At 69.8% G+C, this 17,903-nt stretch carries 13 protein-coding genes; 7 read left to right on the top strand and 6 right to left on the bottom strand.

Annotated elements, in window-relative coordinates:
* The first annotated feature begins 344 nt into the window (after nucleotides 1–344).
* Nucleotides 345–1,019, top strand: a complete 675-nt coding sequence (locus OV427_RS30505; RefSeq protein WP_267859714.1) for a class I adenylate-forming enzyme family protein — start codon at nucleotides 345–347, stop codon at nucleotides 1,017–1,019.
* A 580-nt stretch (nucleotides 1,020–1,599) separates the two neighbouring features.
* Here OV427_RS30505 and OV427_RS30500 read toward each other — a convergent pair.
* Nucleotides 1,600–2,151: an SAF domain-containing protein gene (locus OV427_RS30500; protein ID WP_267859713.1), complete on the bottom strand. Its 552-nt coding sequence runs from the start codon at nucleotides 2,149–2,151 to the stop codon at nucleotides 1,600–1,602.
* Between the two features lie 589 nt (nucleotides 2,152–2,740).
* On the opposite strand from OV427_RS30500, the gene OV427_RS30495 reads away from it, so the two are divergent.
* Genes OV427_RS30495 through OV427_RS30485 form a run of 3 tightly spaced genes read left to right on the top strand, consistent with a single transcriptional unit; the run spans nucleotide 2,741 to nucleotide 6,926 of the window.
* Nucleotides 2,741–4,630 (top strand): hypothetical protein, encoded by a 1,890-nt coding sequence (locus tag OV427_RS30495; RefSeq protein ID WP_267859712.1) that lies wholly within the window; start codon nucleotides 2,741–2,743, stop codon nucleotides 4,628–4,630.
* Nucleotides 4,631–4,663: 33 nt separating this feature from the next.
* Nucleotides 4,664–6,049, top strand: a complete 1,386-nt coding sequence (locus OV427_RS30490; protein WP_267859711.1) for a hypothetical protein — start codon at nucleotides 4,664–4,666, stop codon at nucleotides 6,047–6,049.
* Between the two features lie 7 nt (nucleotides 6,050–6,056).
* The gene (locus OV427_RS30485) at nucleotides 6,057–6,926 is read left to right on the top strand and encodes a hypothetical protein (RefSeq protein ID WP_267859710.1); all 870 of its coding nucleotides are present in this window, start codon (nucleotides 6,057–6,059) and stop codon (nucleotides 6,924–6,926) included.
* Between the two features lie 39 nt (nucleotides 6,927–6,965).
* On the opposite strand, the gene OV427_RS30480 is transcribed toward OV427_RS30485, so the two are convergent.
* The gene (locus tag OV427_RS30480) at nucleotides 6,966–7,775 is read right to left on the bottom strand and encodes a hypothetical protein (protein ID WP_267859709.1); all 810 of its coding nucleotides are present in this window, start codon (nucleotides 7,773–7,775) and stop codon (nucleotides 6,966–6,968) included.
* Nucleotides 7,776–7,892: 117 nt separating this feature from the next.
* Nucleotides 7,893–8,849, bottom strand: coding sequence for a GlxA family transcriptional regulator (locus OV427_RS30475; protein WP_267859708.1), 957 nt, complete (start codon nucleotides 8,847–8,849; stop codon nucleotides 7,893–7,895).
* Nucleotides 8,850–8,966: 117 nt separating this feature from the next.
* Here OV427_RS30475 and OV427_RS30470 point away from each other — a divergent pair, with 117 nt between their 5' ends.
* Both OV427_RS30470 and OV427_RS30465 read left to right on the top strand, forming a co-directional pair.
* Entirely contained in the window at nucleotides 8,967–9,806 is an 840-nt protein-coding gene (locus OV427_RS30470; RefSeq protein WP_267859707.1) for a dienelactone hydrolase family protein, read from the top strand.
* Nucleotides 9,807–9,954: 148 nt separating this feature from the next.
* Nucleotides 9,955–11,598, top strand: a complete 1,644-nt coding sequence (locus OV427_RS30465; RefSeq protein ID WP_267859706.1) for a metallophosphoesterase — start codon at nucleotides 9,955–9,957, stop codon at nucleotides 11,596–11,598.
* Between the two features lie 29 nt (nucleotides 11,599–11,627).
* Here the strand turns inward: OV427_RS30465 and OV427_RS30460 are convergent, their stop codons facing one another.
* On the bottom strand, nucleotides 11,628–12,167 hold the full coding sequence (locus OV427_RS30460) for an AAA family ATPase (RefSeq protein ID WP_267859705.1): 540 nt from the start codon (nucleotides 12,165–12,167) through the stop codon (nucleotides 11,628–11,630).
* A 208-nt stretch (nucleotides 12,168–12,375) separates the two neighbouring features.
* On the opposite strand from OV427_RS30460, the gene OV427_RS30455 reads away from it, so the two are divergent.
* Nucleotides 12,376–12,612, top strand: coding sequence for a hypothetical protein (locus tag OV427_RS30455; RefSeq protein WP_267859704.1), 237 nt, complete (start codon nucleotides 12,376–12,378; stop codon nucleotides 12,610–12,612).
* Between the two features lie 98 nt (nucleotides 12,613–12,710).
* On the opposite strand, the gene OV427_RS30450 is transcribed toward OV427_RS30455, so the two are convergent.
* Together OV427_RS30450 and OV427_RS30445 are read right to left on the bottom strand one after the other, a co-directional pair.
* Entirely contained in the window at nucleotides 12,711–14,396 is a 1,686-nt protein-coding gene (locus OV427_RS30450; RefSeq protein ID WP_267859703.1) for a sigma-54-dependent Fis family transcriptional regulator, read from the bottom strand.
* Nucleotides 14,393–17,767: a serine/threonine-protein kinase gene (locus OV427_RS30445; RefSeq protein WP_267859702.1), complete on the bottom strand. Its 3,375-nt coding sequence runs from the start codon at nucleotides 17,765–17,767 to the stop codon at nucleotides 14,393–14,395. The genes OV427_RS30450 and OV427_RS30445 overlap by 4 nt, the downstream gene beginning before the upstream one ends.
* Nucleotides 17,768–17,903: the final 136 nt, after the last annotated feature.

The following is a 17,903-nucleotide window of genomic DNA, read 5'->3' as shown; positions in this document are numbered from 1 at the left end:
GCGGGGCGCGCCGGAGCAATGGACCCTCGCGGATGAAGAGGCGCCCGCGGACGTCGGTGCCTGGGTTCCGCCCGACACCCAAGCCGGAGTTCGCACCACCTGAAGTCCCGCTTCGAGCCAGCGTAGCCCCTGGCGGGTCGCCCTTCCCGGCGCCTCGTTCCAGCCCTTCGCCGACGCTGGCGCAGCCATCGCGCCGTCGCCCGCGCCCGCGGCACCTGCGTGGTGCGAAACCTTCCACGTGCCATGGCCGCGCCGGGCCGCGGTGACCCACCGCGCGCTGCCGTGGACCGGCCCGGGCCCCCCGGGGCATTCTTGAGACCTGAATCACCATTCAACATCATCCCGTGCACTTCAGCGCGGCGCTGAGCCCACCGCTCCGCCAGCGGTTGCTGCGGGCCTTTCCCTCCAGCCGCGTCTACACCAACTATGGCCAGACGGAGCTGTCACCCCGGGTGCTGTGCCTGCGCAGTGACCACCCCGCGTTCTTGAGCAACGCCACCGGCTACCCCGTGGGCAAGCTCGCCGTGAAGCTCACCGCCGAGGGAGAGCTCTGCGTGCGCGGGGACCAGTTGATGCTGGGCTACCTCGGCGCTCCCGAAGCGACGCGCGAGAAGGTGGAGGACGGCTGGCTGCGCACCGGAGACCTGGCGGAGCTGAGGCCGGACGGGCTGGTGACGCTGCTGGGCCGCAATGACGACCTGCTCAAGGTCGGCGGTGAGCGATTGAGCCCGTTCGAGATTGAAGCGGCCCTGCGCGAGCTGCCCGGTGTGGAGGACGCCGCGGTGTGGGGACGGGAGGACCCGCTCTACGGCACCACACTCACGGCCTTCCTCCAGCTCCGGTCCGGAGTGCCCTGCCCTCCCAAGCGCGACCTGCGGCAGGCGCTGCGAGAGCGCCTGTCCACGCACAAGGTCCCCACCGACTACTACCGGGTGGAGCAACTCCCCCGGAACACGAATGGGAAGCTGCAGCGCGCCCGCCTGGAAGAGTCCCTGCATCCGGAGCTGCGCATCGGCTGAGCAACCCTGACTGCCCCACACCAGACTATGGGCAGTCGCTCGGGCAGTACTGATGATTCTCCCAGTTGTGATACGTGTCACAGAAGGTGTCGCCACAGCCGGTATACCCGGCGCAGGCGCCGTAAGCGCCATTGCAATAGTCCCTCTTGGAATCCTGAATCCAGTCCACGGGTTCTGAGTTTGCCCACCCCATGCAGGCGCTCCAGTCCTCGAAGCAGCTCTCCGGCTCAGCCTCCGCCTCCACTGGCGCGGCCACCAGTGACGACACGACGAGGGTGCAAATCACCAGCCACGAACCTGACTTTGTCATCATCCCAAGTGCCCTTTCAGTGCGTGCAGCATGAGGGGGCTGGCCCGTCCCAGTTCTTCTTTCGTGGAGCCGAGTAGCTCCCCTCAGACCGAATGAGCCGGTGAGGAGGAAAATGATGCAGGAAAAAGGACGATTGCCGGCCAGCTACTCCAGCCCGTCTGGACGGGGCCTGCCGTGGGCCGCCTTCGGCATCATCGCGGTCGCTCAAACTGGGGGCGACGAGGGCCCCTGACGAGCCCACACACCCTGCGTCAGCCACCGAGCGGGGCGCTAGGGAGCCGAGGCGCCACTGACGGGCGGCGGCTCGTTCCGGAAGTGGGTCCAGAGAATGGGGTCGCCCTTGCGGAAGGCGGCAATGACGGGCCGGCCCGTGAGCTGCGGGCGCTCGGCATTCTTCACGTAGGACGGCGTCAGGAGCTCCGGGTCCATCCCCTTGGGCTCCATGTCCTCCTCCTTCAGCTTCGCGCCAACCTCGATGTCCCGCGCCGCCACGAGGTAGAGCTCCCGCTTCGTCGTTTCGAACTGGGACCACAGCATCAGGTCGCCCGCCTGCACGGGCACGAGGATGCGCTGGTTCACGATGTAGTTGGCGCTGTCTGGTTTGACCACCGAACTGGTGATGAACTGCTCAGGTACCGGGCGCTGCGAGATTTGTTCGAACCCGACGACGGTGCCCTCGGACATGTCCACGGCCGCGACGACCGCGGGAACCAGGTTCCAGCCCCTCCGGACGTCGCGCTCCTTCTTCTTCACCCATGCGTAGCCACCCACGCCAATCACGAGCGCGCTGACGAGGAAGCCGACCACGCCACCGGAGAGCATGCCTACGATGAACCCACTGTCCTGCCGAGAACCCCTGGAATCATTCATGGTGGTGAACAGGGTATCCGGTCGGTGACGCAACATGCCAACCGTGCACCGGCGGGGCTGCTTCCGGGCAGTTCCCCAAAGCAGGTGCGGAGGAGATCCGTTTGGGGTGTCTCACTCGTAAGAGGAGAAACCAATCCCGCCATCGCGATAAAGCAGGAAAATCAATCGCAGTTCCCCACACCCCAGCCGCTGGGCTCACGGCGTCATCCGGGCCCACAAAAGGAGGAGGCTTGTCATGCGTCAGCTCGCGCTCGGGCTCTCACTCTCATTTGTCATCGCTACCTTCCTCGTACCTCTCGGCGCCGCCGCCCAATGCATGGGCGACGGTGGCTGCATGCCACCCCCCACGTGCCAGTACTGCCCTACGCCGCCGAACGCCACCGCCACCTGTGTGAGCGGGCAATGCGGGTTCACCTGCGCCCCCGGCTACGTCGTCGCCGACGGGGGCTCGGGATGTACCGCTGACTGCGGCCCCGGAGCGCATGCCTGCTACCAGGGCTGCGTCGCCGACACGGACCCCAACGCGTGCGGGCAGTACTGCATGACATGTTATGCGCCCGAGCACGCGACGGCGACGTGTAGCAGTGGCACCTGCGACTACGTCTGCAACGCCGGCTACGCTCGAGACCCGATGATGAGCGGCTGCGTCATCGCGCCGCGTCACCCGATTGCGTTCCGCCCCGGGCGCCCGAAGGCGTGGGAGGACACCGGCATGTGGGATGCGTCCGGCGCCTGGTCGGTCAGCCCCGGCGGCAACGTGCAGCACCGCGTCTCGCTCGCCAGCGGCATCGTGCTCGTGCACAACAGCGCCGACACGACGGTGCAGCGTGGCGCTGGCTACGGCTTCCGTCTCGCCATGGCCGCCACGCTCAGCGAGGCGCCCGACGGCACCGTCACCCTCGAAGAAGGAGACGGCACGCCCCGCGTCTTCACCCGGTCTGCCCCCGGCGTCTACCGCGCGGAGCCCCTGGACCGTGGCCTTCTCACGCGCTCGGGCGGCAACTTCATCCTCGACGAGGGCGGCGGCGCCAGGCGCACGTTCGCCAACCCCCGCGCTCTCGGGTACGTCGAGGTGACACAGGCGGACCGCATCGGCACCGTCGCCACCTTCGGGTACGACACCAACAATCGTCTCATCAGCATGGCCGACTTCGCCGGCCGCGCCGCGGTCTTCCAGGTCTCCGGCGGCATGTACACGCGATACACCGACGCCGAAGGCCACGCGTTCTCGCCGGTCTACCAGAATGGCGAGCTCATGAGCGTGGCCGGCCCCGCGCTCGACGGCGCCGTGCCGACGCTCTCGCTCGGCTACAACTGGGACAACAGCCATCGCATCATGTGGCGCTCCGGCTGGAGTGAGGCCTCGCGGACCCAGTTCACCTACCTGAGCGACGGCAGCCTCGAGACAGTCACCTTCGCTGACGGCTCGATGACGCGTCTCGACTCGACGGACAACCGGGTGACCATGACCGACTCGCTGGGACAGAAGAGCTCGCTCGTGTTCTGGAACGGCGCTGTCGCGGAGGAAGTCCACGCCGACGGCTTGAAGACGCAGTACGCGCGCGATGCGCGCAAGCGACCCATCCAGTTGCTGGACCGCGCCGGCCACCTGCGCTCGGTGACCTACAATGACAATGACGACGTCGTCTCGTTCCGCGACGAGATGAATCGCCCCTCGACCGCGGTCTTCGACAGCCGGCACAACGTGCTCAGCTCGACGACGCCCGACAACCTCACCAGCAGCTACACGTATGACGCGCTCGACCAACTGCTCACCGCCACCAGCCCCAACGGCGAGACCACCCGGTACAACCGCGACTCCAGGGGCAATCTCCTGAGCCTCGTGGACTTCGCCGGCATCACGCGCTACCAGGCGACCTACAACCCACTCGGCAAGCCGCTCACCGAGACCGGCCCCGATGGCCGCGTCACCACGTACACCTACGACGCCTACGGCAACTGGACGTCCATCGCCCGGGGCTCGCTGACCACCACACGCGTCGTGGACGGGTTCGGGCGTACGCTCTCGGTGACCAACCCGATGGGCGAGACGACGCAGTATCAGTATGACGGACTCGGCCGGCTCAAGAAGACCCTCCTGCCCAACGGCGGCAGCCTCGAGCAGACGCTCGACTTCGCGGGCCGCGTGACGAGCTCGGTCAACGCCGCGGGGCCGGTCGCTCGCAGCGAGAGCCAGACCTACAGCGAGACGGGCGCCGTCTCGACACGCTTCATCAATGGCAGCCGCGTGCAGCTCCAGCCGGCGCTCATGTCCTCGTTCATGCCGCCGCCGCCAAGCAGTTGCGCGCCAAGCTGCGGCAACCGCTGCGGCGCTCAGGTCTCCGACACCTGCGGCGGACTCATGGACTGCACGTGCGCGGGCGGCACCGTGTGCAGCCCTCAAGGGTATTGCGTGAACCCGAATCGCTAGCGGGTCCGCACCAACTCCCCAGAGGAACCTGCCATGAGACCAGGACTCGCCAAGATTGCATTGCTGCTGCTCGGCCTGTGTGTCGGCCCGGTGGCACTCGCCCAGCCGACTGTGGGCACTCACGGTGTCTGCGACTTGAAGGACTACGACAACTGCTACGACCCGGGCGTCCGCATCATCAACGGCGGCCGCAACGGGAACGTCGTCATCTACTGCAACCACGGCTTCCGGAACGGAACGCTCATGGGGGGTGGCCCGGGCCTGCCGCTTCTCGACGGACGGCCGGGCTCCGTGCGCTTCTACGCCGTATGCCACGCCGGCAACAGCGGGCTCATCCAGGCCGAGGCGAACCGTACGGGAATGCCCTGCATAGGCCCGAATGGACTGATGGCCGCGGAGACGGGACAGGTCTTCCGCAGGCGCCTGTGCCTCTTCGATAGCAGCATGCCCGGCAGCGGACCGTACTGGGATGAGGTGGAGGTGCCGAGAGACCGCGCCTATTCGCGCTGCATGCCCGGTGGAACCCCCCAGCCCTGTGCGAACGCGCTGGGCTGCCTGAAGCCGGGGACGCTGAAGGATCCTGACCCACCGAGGACCTACGGCCCCAACTGGCCGGCGCCGTGGAACCGGCCACCCGGCTCACCCGGGAACAACGGCTGCATCGGCACGTGCCGCACCAACCTCGACGGCGACGGTCCGCTCGTGACGCTCGGCGGAGGCCCTGGCCCTGGCGGCCCCCGCCCCCGCCCCGGCTTCCAGTTCCCGTCCTTCCGTCCCAGCCCGGATGGCGCCCTGAACGGCCTCGGCATGGCCGGCACCGGGCTCGAGTGCATCGACCGCTCGATGGTCAATCTCAACCGTGGCTGTGACCAGCTCGGAGAAGGCAACTGGGAGGGCTTCGCCAACCTCGGCATCGGCGGCGGCGGCACCCTTGCCGGCAGCGGCTTCGTCCTCGGGGGCGGAGGCATGGCGCTCGGCGGCTCGGGCGGCGCTGCGCTCACCTCCGCGGGCGCGGCCTGCCTGCCAGCAGCGGCCTGCGTCGCCACCGCGGGCGTCGGCCTGTACGTGGGCAGCGAAATCAGCACCGCCACCGGCCTCGACACCGTCCTGGGCTCGGGGATGTGCGGTGTCTACGACACGGTCGCGGTCATCTGGCGCTGGGAGTTCGACTACTCGCTCACCAGCGCCTGCTGGACGGGCGGCGGCGATACGCGCCCGCGCCCCGTCAGCAACGCGTGCAACGGCGGCTCCCGGCAGCGCGTCGACCCGCCCTTCCGCGGCAGGGCGCCGACGGATTCGCCTTCGGGGGGCTGCGGCGCCGCCCCGGGAGAGGGCCCCTCCGGCGACGCCGGCTTCGCCCTCCTCCTGCTCTGCGGCGTCGTGCTCGCGCTCCGTGGGCGCCCCCGTGCACGAGGCTAGGTTCGGAATGCGTGCCCTTCTCTGCGCGGCAGCCCTGCTCCTGGGCTGCCGCGCCCCCGGCAGCGACGGCGTCGAGGTCACCGACGTGAGCGTCGAGCGCGCCGACGACCGCGTCACCGTCACCGCCACCCGCGACGCGGAGGCGGTGCTGACCGCCGACTTCACGCTCACCGCCGAAGGCGTCATCCTCGCCTACGACGACGGCGTGCGGCTCGACATGCGCGCGACCCTGCCTCGCCCGCGCCCGTACCGCCCCACCGGCGAAGCCAGCAGCGGGCCCCAGCGCCTCACGGTGGAGAGCGGCATCTCCGATGCCATGGTCACCTGGACCGCCACCCTGGACGGCCAGCGCTACGAGCTCCTCGGCGACACGCGCCGCGACTGCGCTGACGCCCTCTCCCCGACGCCGCTGGGGGGAGCCCTCGGACGCCTCCTGCAACTGCACGACGCCGTCACCGGGAAGATGGCGGAGACCCGCGGCCTCTTCGAGCTCGCGCTTCTCTCCACCCCCGACGACGTCTATCCATCACAAGCCACCGATACCGAGCCCCCCATCGGCATCCTTCCCGGCGACACTCCCGCCCTCGGCATGACGTGCTCCGAGGACATCCAGTGTCCCGCCTCGGCCCCCTTCTGCGTCACCGCCAACCACGACGAGCGCTTCGGCATTTGCACCCGCTCATGCGTCCTCGACGAGGACTGTCTCTCCACCCGGGGCAGAGGCCACTGCGGCAGCCTCGTGGGTGACATCCCTGGCGTCCATCCCATCCGCATGTGCGAGCTCTCCTGCGGCGCGGACCTCGCCTGTCCCGGCCTCCTGCAATGCCAGCGCTCCCTCGCCCCCTGCGTGCCGGCCCAGGCCCACTCCGCACCGTGAAGCAGCGGTGCGGGCCCTCCTCGGCTGACGCCCGGGGACCTAGGTTTCCAGCGCGCAGTTCACGCTCGGCCCGAGGACGACGCCGCGACCTCCAGCGGTGGTGCCATCCCAGGTGCGGTCGATGACGAACCGGCACATGCACTCGCCAGAGCCATCGCCACTCGCCTTGACGAAGGAGATGAACTCCCATTGACCACTTACACGGGAGCTTCTGTTGCCGAAGAGCTTGGCCGGGCCGTCAATCCAGGTAATGGAGCCGACCCGATACTTGAGGTCCCGGCTCTCCTCCTCATACCCGTCGGCCCCGAACACCGGAGTCCAGGTCTGCGTGCTGGTGCTATGGGTATTCACATTGGGGACGTAGCTGAGCTGTGAGCTGACCACCGCGATGACCGTTGGCGGCACGGTGCCAAAGGTCAGCGGGCCCACTGGCTCGTCCGCGGTGTCTCCGTTGGTGAGGAGATTGCCATCCACGAACTTGTTGGTGGTGACGACCTGTCCCGTCTTGCATTGGGCTGGCGTGCTACTCGGCTTCAAGGTGGCAACGACTTCGAAGTTCCAGCCGAGCTCGGGTTGCGCAGGAGACTGGGCCGGCGCGGTGCCACCGAGCTGGCATCGGAAGGCCACCTGCCCCGAGGGGCACGTCCCGGAAGGAGGGCTCACTGCCTGGGCGCAGCCGGGCCAGTCGGGAACGCGGCCCGGCTGGGCGCAGTAGTACCCGGAGGTCATGGGAGAAGCGCCGCCGCCGACCCGTAACGTCATTCCCTGGCAGCCACAGGCGGCCCACGCCGTCGCCGGGGCCAAGACAAACGCCGAGACGACGGCAACCACGGCAAGCAACTTTGACATTCGAGTATCCATCCAGCCCTCCTGGCGCGGGCACTGCTCATGCAGTGCTCCAGCATCAAGACGGAGAGCGCCGGGGCCTGTGACATGCGACCCGGCAGGCGACGGAGCCGGCGTGCCTTACCGAGCCGAGCGAAGCATGCGTGGAGAGCCACCGCCGAGCTTCTTCAACAGACGCCGGAGGGTGCCCGAGTCCTGGTAGCCCACCTCCGCGGCGACGTCGTCGACGCTCAGGTGGGTCGACTGGAGCAGCGCCTGTGCACGCCGCACCTTGACGCTGTGGACGAGCGCAAGCGTGCTCCGGCCCGTCACGCGCTGCACGTGGCGCGACAAGGTCCGCTCCGTCATGCCGAGCTTCGAGGCGAGCTCGGAGACACTCGGGGGATTCGGAAAACGCGCCTCGAGCTCCGACGTGATGCGCGCAATCAACGCGTCTCCGTTCGCGAGCAACTCCGGCGCGACGAACTTCGCCTGCGCCTGCCTGCCATCGAGCAACAAAGTGCGCGCGAGGAGGTCCACCAGCCGCGCGCCGCAACGCTCCCGGAGGAGGTGCAGCATGAGGTCGGTCTGCGCGAAGGCCGCCCCGGCCGTGACGACGGGCCCGTCCGCGCAGACCATCGCATCCGCGTCGACGACGCATCCCCGCTCCATCTCCGCGAGCAGGCCCGCGAGCCACCAGGTGGTGGTGGCCCGGCGGCGGGCCAGGACGCCCGCCTGCTGCAGCAGGAAGACGGCCGTGCACGAGGCGGCGACGCGCCCTCCGCGCGAGACATGACGGGCAATCGCCTTCGAGAGCTTCAGGGCATCCGGTCGCGCGAGACGCGCGCGCACGGCGGCGGCGTGCGTCGTACCGAGGCCCGGGATGACCCAGGTCGTCCGGTCCTCGCGGGCCAGCACGCGCAGGCGCGACGTCTCGAGGCCCAGTCCGCCGGAGAGCCGGACCTGGCCGCCGTCGACCGAACAGACCTCGAAACGCAGCGACTCCGCCCCCAGCGCGCGCGCTGCCCGGAGCATGTCGAGCGTCGCGGTGACGCCCGTCGCGAAGGCGTCTTCCAGGACGATGAGGGTAAAGGACACGGTGTCCGAATCTGCCCGAAAAATGTCTTTTCCGACACTGGCGACCGCTGGCGGGCCGATGGTCTCGTGTGGACAGGAGGAAGCCGGGCGGACCCGACGGCCCGAGCAGACACGAGCATGCGCAATCTCGAAGAAGACGACCCACTCGAGGATTTTCAGCACCGCGACGTCACGCTGCTGGGCGAGACACGGAAGGTCTACACGGCCGGAACCGGTCCCGCGGTCATCGTGATGGCGGAGATGCCGGGCATCAGCCCGCGCGTTGCGCGCTTCGCCCGCCAGGTGCGGGCCGCCGGTTTCACCGCATGGATGCCGAGCCTCTTCGGCCGCGACGGCGCCGTGCCCACCGCGAAGGAGGGGAAGGCCATCTTCGAGCGCGCGTGCATCAGCAGGGAGTTCCGGGCGTTCGCCGCGAACGGGTCGAGTCCCATCGCGACGTGGCTGCGGGCGCTCGCCGCGCACGCGCACACGGAATGCGGCGGCCCGGGCGTGGGGGCGATTGGCATGTGCTTCACCGGCAACTTCGCGCTGTCGATGATGCTGGAGAAGGCGGTGCTGGCTCCGGTGCTGTCGCAGCCGTCGCTGCCGCTGGACGAGCCCTCGGGGGTGGACATCACCGCCGAGGAGCTCGAGCGCGTGCGGCAGCGACTGGTCGACGAAGACCTGACCGTCCTCGCCTATCGCTTCGAAGGTGATGCCTTCTGCCGGGCGGAACGCTTCGCCGCCTACCAGCGAGCGCTCGGCGAGCGCTTCCATGCGCGCGTGCTACCTGACAGCGCCGCGGGGCCGAAGTCCCAGCGCCCCGACGACTTCTTCCGATTCATCCCAACGCCTCACAGCGTCCTGACCGTCCACCTCGTCGACCGGGAGGGCGAGCCCACCGCCACCGCGAGAGACGAGGTCCTGGCGTTCTTCCAAAGGCGCCTCCTGGGCCACACGCCCGACGTTTCCCGATGAGCAACCGGGCCATCGGCGGGCGCCTCCAGGTTCCACGGGAGGACACTCCCGAGGCTGGCGTCGGAGCGGGGCGGATGCGCCATCGCCCGTCCGGTCGGGTTGTTCGGAGCACGAGCGGATGGCTATTTCGTCCCCCTCGGGGGAACACATGGCCGCCATCCACTACGTCTTCCTGTCGGACCTGCACTTCGGGGAGCGCAACAGTCTGCTGAGCGACCCGACCCACAATGGCGCGACGCGGCCGCTCATGGCCAACGACGCGCTGGACGGCCTGGTGGCGTGCTTGCGGGATGTCGCGCGGGCCAACCCTCCTGGCATCAAGCCCCAACTCGTCCTGGTCGGCGACATCTTCGAGCTCGCACTCGCGCCCACCCACGTCGCGCTCGACGGGTTCGACCAGTTCATCGACCGGCTCTTTCCAACCGGCGGTGAGGCGCTCTTCTCCCCCACCATCGTCTTCATCCCCGGCAACCACGACCACGAGCTATGGACGGCGACGCGTGACGAGCTCGTCGCCGAGCGGATGGTGAGCATCTCGCCGGATGACCCGCTCGAAGCCTCTGCCCCGACGACCCTCATCTTCGCGGAGCTCCACCCCGCTCCCGGCACACGCCCCGAGCAGCAGCCCACCGAGAACGCGCTGCTCACGCGCATGCTGCGCCACCGCCATTCCTCCCACCCCGACTTGCGGGTGGTATTGGGCTACCCGAACCTGGGGCTCATCCGGCAACAACGGATGCTGCTCGCCCACCACGGCCACTTCGCCGATGACGTCTATCTGCTGATGACGCCCCTGGCCCGGGCCATCTACGGCGAGACGGGGGAGGCGCCGACGATTGCCCAACTGGAGACGGACAACGCCGCGTGGATCGACTTCCTCTGGTCCAGCCTCGGCCGCGAGGGCCAGATTGGCGCGGGGGTGCGACGTAGCTACGACATGCTCAAGACGGACCCGGGAAAGGTCCTGCTCGCCAGTCGCCTGGCCGGAGCGCTGGTCTCGCTGAAGGGCCGGAAGTTTGGCCGCCGCCTGCGCCAGCGCCTGCTGTTGCCCTTTCTCCTGCGGGCCCTGGACCTCATCGAGGAGAACGACGTGCGCCAGTCGCTCGATTCCCGGGAACAGGTGGACGAGGGCGTCATCAACTACCTGAAAGGGCCGCTCGCGACGGACGTGGCTCGGGAGCTGAGCGCCCGCAATCATCCCTTTCCCACCGAGCAGATCTTCATCTACGGACACACCCACCACCCGCTGGCGCAGGAGGTGGCGGTGCCAGACCTCGGTTCACTCGTGCGCGTGTACAACACCGGCGGCTGGGTGGTGGACACACCCGAAGCGCGTCCGGCCACCGGAGGCGCCATGCTGCTCGTCGATGACTCGCTCGACACTGCGCTGGTCCAGCTCTGTGCCCAGACGACAGAGCCCCACCGCACGCCGGTGATGGTGTTGCGCGCCGGAGACGAAGCCGCCGCGGGCCCGCTGATGGCGCACGTGCGCGCCCTGGTGGACCGGCCGGAGGGCCCCTGGCGTGCGGCGGCCGCCGCCTGTGGCAACGCCATCCTCCGGCGGCGTGCCGAGCTGTCCGCGAACCTGCTGCACGAAGTGCGGGAACTTCCCCTGACGGAGCGGCTCGCCGTGGGCTCCGAGTACCTCTACAAGCTCTTCCTCAAGCGGGAGCGCCGGGTCCGGCGCCAGTTGAAGCTGCACCTCCTCACCCAAGGGCAGCGCGAATCGACGCGGCCACTTCCCGCCCTGCCCGCCTCCGACTCGCAGCCGGACGTGTCTTCCCCGCACTGACGACGCTCACTCGAAACGTGAGCTTTGCGTTATCGCGATGCGTCAGAAAGGTGCTCGAGCACCTGCTTCGCACGCGCTCTCGTCGCGCCTTCGACCTCGAGCACCTCCACTTCGAAGGCGTAGGAATCATCGAGGAGGAGCTCCTTCAGCTTCTCGTCGACAGCCAGGCGCAGCTCATCGTCGTCCGAGGCGGAGCGCGCAATCCGGTCCGGCCGCTCAATCCCGACCAGGACGATCAGATCGAGCTTCCGGAGGGCTGTGCGTACGCGCGGGAGCCACGCGTCAAGGTCGAACGCGTCACGGTCCTCGTGGGCCAACAGGTATCCGATGAAGTCCACCGGACATCGGTCGAACAGCACGTCGCGAGAGCCCTCGTCCAGGTTGGCGATGGAGCGTGCGAGCTGCTCTTCGAAGTCCTCGACCGATGGGGTCTCCGCGAACGCGTAGCCCTCTTCTTCCAGCTGGTGGTACGGCTCATCCACCGTCACATAGGTGGGGAGCAGGTCGGACAACTCGCCAATGAGGGTGGACTTCCCCGTGCGATGAGTACCGGATACCGCGATTCGCATGCATGAGTGCTCTACCAGTTGGACCGACACGGCGTCACAAGATGATGAGTCATGCGGACCCCTCCGCGGCCCATGCCGTCAGGGCGCTCAAAAATCAGCCCCACTGGACGGAGCCGATTTCGCCAGATGTATGTCTATCCTTGGATGGCCCGGTGCCAGCTAGAATCCTCGCCGCGCACTTCCGCGCAACTCAAAAGGGATGGGGAGCATGAAGCGAGCTGGAACCTGGCTGGCGGCCGTGGCGGTCCTCGGGCTGATGGTTGGCTGCGGCGGACCCGTGTCCGAAGAGTCACAGGCGCCCTTGAGCGAGCAGCCGACGGCCGATTCAAACGTGAGCGCCCAGGCGTGTGACACCGACGCCTGCATCTGCAACAGGTACTGTCGGCTGCAGTGCGGCACCACCAACCCCACGTGCTTCAACGAGTGCTACGCCAACTGTATCTAGTTGACCCGGTGACGGAGCCGCTCAGCTGAAAACGAGGCACCGGGGAGCACGCCCCGGCGTCTTGCCCGGGCTGCTCCACTGACGGCGTGAGAAGGGCTTCAGCCCTCCGCGTCAGCGGCCTCGGACTCGATGTCCTTGATGAGCTTGTAGAGGTACTTGGGGTTGACGCCCAACCGGCGGGCCGCCTCGGCGTGACTGCCGCTGGTGTCGAGCGCCTGTTGGACGAGCCGCTGGCGATAGACGCGGACCGCCTCCTTGATGCCCCGGGGCGCGGTGGTCGGCCGCAGGGCTCCGGCAATCTCCGGCGGGAGCGCGTCCAGTCCGATGCGCTCCGCGTCGCTCAGCACCACCGCGCGCTCGAGCACGTTGCGCAGCTCGCGCACGTTGCCCGGCCAGGACCAGGCCTCCAGCGCGGCCAGCGCGGCCGGGTGCAGCCTTCGCGCCGGCAGGCCCTGCTCGGCGACGAGCCGGGGGATGAGCGCCTCTGCGATGAGGCCGATGTCCTCCTCGCGCTCGCGCAGCGGTGGCACCTCCATTCGCAAGACATCCAGGCGGAAGAGCAGGTCCTCACGGAAGCGCCCGGCGCGCACCTCGGCGTGGAGGTCCTTGTGCGTCGCGGCCACGAGGCGCACGTCCGCGCGGTGTGACTCGGCGGAGCCCACCCGCATGAAGGTGCCGCCCTCCAGCAGGCGCAAGAGCTTCACCTGGACGGGCAATGGCAGCTCACCCACCTCGTCGAGGAAGAAGGTGCCTCCGTCCGCCGCCTCGAAGCTGCCGGGGCGCGCCCGCTCGGCGCCGGTGAAGGCTCCCCGCTCGTGACCGAACAGCTCGCTCTCCACCAGCGCCGGAGAGATGGCTCCGCAGTTGATGGCCACGAAGGGACCGGAGGCCCGGCGCGAGTGCTCGTGCAGCGCCCGCGCCACCAGCTCCTTGCCCGTCCCCGTCTCGCCCAGGACGAGCACGGGCGAGTGGGACGGAGCCACCTTCACCAGCAGCTCCAGCAATTCCAGCATCGCGTCGCTCTCCCCCACCAGCGCCTCGAGCTTGCGGCCCGTGCGCAGCCGCGCTCCCCGCTCCTGGCGTTTCTCGCGCGCACGGGCGAGCGCCACGTCGCGCTCCAGCAGGGGGCCCAGGGCCCGCGCGAAGGCCTCGGCGCGCTCACGGGCGTCCGGGCCGAAGGCCCCCGCGGTGCTCGGGTGGTCCAGGTACAGCACGCCGAAGGGAGCCGCGCGGCCCGCCAGCGGCACCACCAGCACCGCGCGCAGGGCGAGCGCCATCACACTGGGCGCCTCGGAGAAGCGGGCATCGGCCCGTGCGTCCTCGAGCAGCAGGGGGCTGCCCGTCTCGAGGGCGGCGGCGAGGATGGTGCGGGACAGCTGCCCCTCGGGACCGCTGGGGTGCAGCTCCGTGAAGCCCTGGTGGGCCGCGAAGCGCAGCGCTCCGCCCTTCCCGCGCAGGCCCACGAAGCCCCGCCTCGCCCCGGTGAGCTCCATCAGCGCGCCCAGCGCCACCTCCAGCGAAGTGCCCAGCGGCGCGGCCGACACCCGCTCCAGCGAGCGCAGCACCGGGCCGCCGGGTTCCTCCGCCGGTAACTGAGGCCGGGGCGGTGGGGCCGCGGCCAGCCGCGAGGCCTCCTGCTCGATGCGCACCAGGGCCCCGAAGTGCTTGAGGGCCCAGGCCCGCAGGCGCTCGCGGTCCACCGCCTCCGCGCTGCTGAGGGACTCCAGCTCCACGAAGGCACGCAGCGCTTCACGCACCTGCTCGACGAGGGGTGGCGCACTCATGCCGCCTCCTTCCGGTTCAGCGCCCCGAGCAGCTCCTCGGCGCGCTGGAAGCGCTCCTCCACGTCTCGCGACAGGCAGCGGTCGATGAGGGCGCGCAGGTCCTCCGGCACGCTGGGAGGCAGGGGCGCGGGGGAGGTGTTGTGGATGCGGTAGACGAGCTCCAGCTCGTGGGTACCGAGGAAGGGCCGGTGGCCGGACAGCAGCTCGTAGAGCACCACGCCGAGGCTCCACAAGTCACTGCGCCCGTCCACCGGCCGGCCCACGCACTGCTCGGGACTCATGTACGCGAGCGTCCCCACCGCGGCCCCATGGCGCGTGACGGTCTTGAAGACGATGCTGCGCACCAGGCCGAGGTCCGTGAGCACCGCCCCCTGGGAACCCAGGAGGATGTTCTCGGGTTTCACGTCGCGGTGCACGACGCCCGCGCCGTGCAGGGCGGCGAGCGCGGAGGCCACGTCGTGCGCGAGGGTGCGCACCTCGTTCGCCGCGAGCACGCCACGCGCCGCGAGGTGCGCGCGCAGGGACGGGCCGTCCACGAGCCGCATGGCGAGAAAGCCCCGGCCGTCCTCAAGGGTGCCGGCCTCCAGGATGTGCACCAGATTCGGATGGGCCATCTGCATGCCGGCGCGCGCCTCGCGGAAGAAGCGGTCTCTCACCTCGGGGTAGCTCATGGCCTCGGCGTCGAACAGCTTGAGGGCCGCGACACCGTGAGGCCCCCGGGCTCGCCAGACGGTGGCCGCGGCGCCCGCACCCAGCCGCTCCAGCAGGACGTAGGGCCCGGCATACCGGCGCGCGCGGCGCCGCTGGTTCCAGGCGCGGAGCAGTCCCGTGCCCAGGGCCGGCAACACCGCACCGGGCCCGAGCAGCAGGACGCCCGGAGCCCCCCAGCGCACCAGCGGCCCGAGCAGCAGGAGGAAACCCAGGGCGAAGGCGGGCAGCATCACCCGCTGCTGGCCGGGCAGCAGCCTCCTGCCCAGCCACCCCAGCGCGACAAGTCCGAGCAGCAGGGCGAGGCCCTCGCGAGTCACGTTGACGAGGCGCACCGAGTTGGACACCCACAGCACGGCGAGACGTCCCGCACGCGCGGGCCCCTCCACGTCTCGCACCCGCACCGTGCTGCCCGCCTCCACTCCCGTGAAGGTGCGCTGCTCTCCCGTGGGGAAGCGCACCTCCAGGGTGTAGCGCGCCGAGGGGTCCGGAAGTCCGACCAGCGCCCTTCCGCCGCGCGCGCGGGCCGTGGCCACCGGTGGGCCGTCCGGCTCCGCGCGGAGCAGCACCCAGGCGCCCTCGGCTCGACTGTCGCTGCGGCTGGCGCTCACGTCCACCCGCACGGCGCGGCCCGCGTTCGCGGTGGCCAGCAGCAGGCCTCGCTCCGGGGTGTACACATCGGGTGCCCCGTCCCCATTGGCGTCGAACACCGCGGGCTGGGACAGCGGGCCCGTGATGTCGGTGATGCGCTCGAAGCCCTGCTCGCCTCCGAGATACACCTCTCCGCCCTGCGTCATCCGGGCGCCCACGCGCAGCTCCGCCTGGATGACGTCGGGGTGGCCGTCCACGTCGAGGTCCACCACCAGCCCCGCGGGGGCCGCGGGGTGCGGCCAGGGCTCGCAGCCACCGCTGGCCGTGGGCGCGCAGGTGACGAAGGGGAAGGCCCGCTCGGGGTTGTGCAGGCGCTGGGCGGAGGCCTCCGGCCTTCCGTCCCGGTCCAGGTCCGTCCACGCGCCTCCCTCCGCGACGAGCGGCAGGGGGAGCACCTGGAAGCGTCCCGGCGCGTCCTGGCGCATCAGCAGCGGAGGGTCCCTCCAGCGCAGGGCGAAGCCATCCGCATCCCCATCCCCGTCGGCGTCATCCCACAGCACGTGGTCCGTCCCGGGCGGCGTGGGCGCCTCGGGCCCGAGGGTGAACTGGCCCGCCCCATCGTTGACGTAGAAGGAGTACCGCTCCTGGGCCACGTGCAGGTCCAGGTCTCCATCCCCCTCCATGTCCACGAGCGCCACGCTGAGGGTGTTCAGGGGAAGCACCCGCGTGCGCTCGAAGCGCCCGGCGGAGAAGCGCCACACCTCCACCGTGCCCGCCCGGGTGGCCGCCACCAGGTCCAGGTCCCCGTCACCATCGATGTCCCCCAGGGCGAAGCGGCCGTTCCACAGTTGAACCGCCCGGGGCAGCTCGCTGTCGAGCGGGACGAAGCGGCCGTCGCCTCCGTTGCGGAAGGCCACCATCGAGGCGAGGCCCGTGCCCTCGCCGCCCTCGGGGGTGAGCGCGAGCAGGTCCTCGTCCCCATCCCCGTCGAAGTCCGCGGCCTCGAGGTGCAGCAGGCCCCTGGGCAGCGTGCCGGGAGGCGTCTCCGCGAAGGTGGGCACCTGCCGGACCGTGGAGCGGTAGACGCCATCGTGGGCCAGCACCCAGACGGAGCCATCGGACTCGGCTATCGCGCGGGACTCGAAGCGCTGTCCGCTGGCCACCGGAACCCACCGCTCCCGCTCGATGCGGAAGACGGTGCCCCTGCTCGCACCCCACCGGCCGTCCTCGTCCAACACGATGTCGCCCAGGACGAACGGCCCCTGGATGGGCTGCCAGCGGTCCTCCTCGAAGCGGTAGAGGCGGCCCTCGCGGGAGGCCAGTCCGCTGGCGTGGAAGTAGAGGGCCTGGTTGCCGTCCAGCGGCGGGAGGAGCTCCCAGCGCCCGCCCGTCCCTCGCCAGAGCCTGCCCCCGCCGTACTCCACCACCCACCCCTGGCCCCGGGTGTCGAAGCGCACCTGGCCGCAAAAGTAGGTGTTGGCCCCGGCCTCCGGTGTCCACTCGGCGAAGGACGGCTGGGGCACCCACGCCCCATTCCTGAAGCGCCACAGGCGGGCGCGCTGTCCACAAGCCCAGCCGTCGCCGTCCGGCAGCAGGGCATAGCTGCCCACCTGGAGGTATTCGCTGTCATCCAGGCGCTCACGTGGGGTGGGCAAAGACTCACTGCCCCCGGCCGTCACCCGCAGCAGGTTGGGCTCGAAGCCATTCAGGGTGTGGTTGAAGCCGAAGTACACCTCCCCCGCGCGCCATGAGGACAGCGACAGCTCGGTGGCGAAGGGGCCCTCGTAGGCCGTGCGCCAGGAGCCACCCGGCGGGCGGTGGTAGAGGCGCGAGCGTCCGGCGGTCGTCGCATCTCCCGACACCGCCACCCAGAGCCCTCCTCCCGGGTCCACGTGCATGGCCGGCACGTTCCCTCCCACCTCGTCGAGGGTGAGCTCCCGGTAGAAGCGAACGGTGCCGGCTGTCGCAGCCGTGGCAGGGCGCTCGCCGCTCGCGCTGTCGCACCCGGCGGCCAGCACCAGCAGGAGCAACACGCACCAGGCCGGTGGGCGCGAAGGCTTGGATTGAAACATCGGACCGGGAATCTACGCGTCGTGCGGGGCCCCTGTGGAGAGCATCGCGGAGTGACGAGGAACGTCACGCAGTCAGAAAGAGCTGACTCCATTCCCTCTCAAGTCCGCAACCGCGTGTTTTTACAGACACGGCCGG

Origin of the sequence: Pyxidicoccus sp. MSG2, from assembly GCF_026626705.1 — a bacterium.
GTDB lineage: Bacteria > Myxococcota > Myxococcia > Myxococcales > Myxococcaceae > Myxococcus.
Note: the sequence above shows the minus strand (reverse complement) of the source record. Positions and strands in the feature narration are given on the sequence as shown.

Bases quoted from the DNA above. Each gene is read 5' to 3' on its own strand.
- OV427_RS30500 (WP_267859713.1), bottom strand. From the start codon at position 2,151: ATGCTCTCCGGTGGCGTGGTCGGCTTCCTCGTCAGCGCGCTCGTGATT.
- OV427_RS30495 (WP_267859712.1), top strand. From the start codon at position 2,741: ATGACATGTTATGCGCCCGAGCACGCGACGGCGACGTGTAGCAGTGGC.
- OV427_RS30490 (WP_267859711.1), top strand. From the start codon at position 4,664: ATGAGACCAGGACTCGCCAAGATTGCATTGCTGCTGCTCGGCCTGTGT.
- OV427_RS30485 (WP_267859710.1), top strand. From the start codon at position 6,057: ATGCGTGCCCTTCTCTGCGCGGCAGCCCTGCTCCTGGGCTGCCGCGCC.
- OV427_RS30480 (WP_267859709.1), bottom strand. From the start codon at position 7,775: ATGTCAAAGTTGCTTGCCGTGGTTGCCGTCGTCTCGGCGTTTGTCTTG.
- OV427_RS30470 (WP_267859707.1), top strand. From the start codon at position 8,967: ATGCGCAATCTCGAAGAAGACGACCCACTCGAGGATTTTCAGCACCGC.
- OV427_RS30465 (WP_267859706.1), top strand. From the start codon at position 9,955: ATGGCCGCCATCCACTACGTCTTCCTGTCGGACCTGCACTTCGGGGAG.
- OV427_RS30460 (WP_267859705.1), bottom strand. From the start codon at position 12,167: ATGCGAATCGCGGTATCCGGTACTCATCGCACGGGGAAGTCCACCCTC.
- OV427_RS30455 (WP_267859704.1), top strand. From the start codon at position 12,376: ATGAAGCGAGCTGGAACCTGGCTGGCGGCCGTGGCGGTCCTCGGGCTG.
- OV427_RS30450 (WP_267859703.1), bottom strand. From the start codon at position 14,396: ATGAGTGCGCCACCCCTCGTCGAGCAGGTGCGTGAAGCGCTGCGTGCC.
- OV427_RS30445 (WP_267859702.1), bottom strand. From the start codon at position 17,767: ATGTTTCAATCCAAGCCTTCGCGCCCACCGGCCTGGTGCGTGTTGCTC.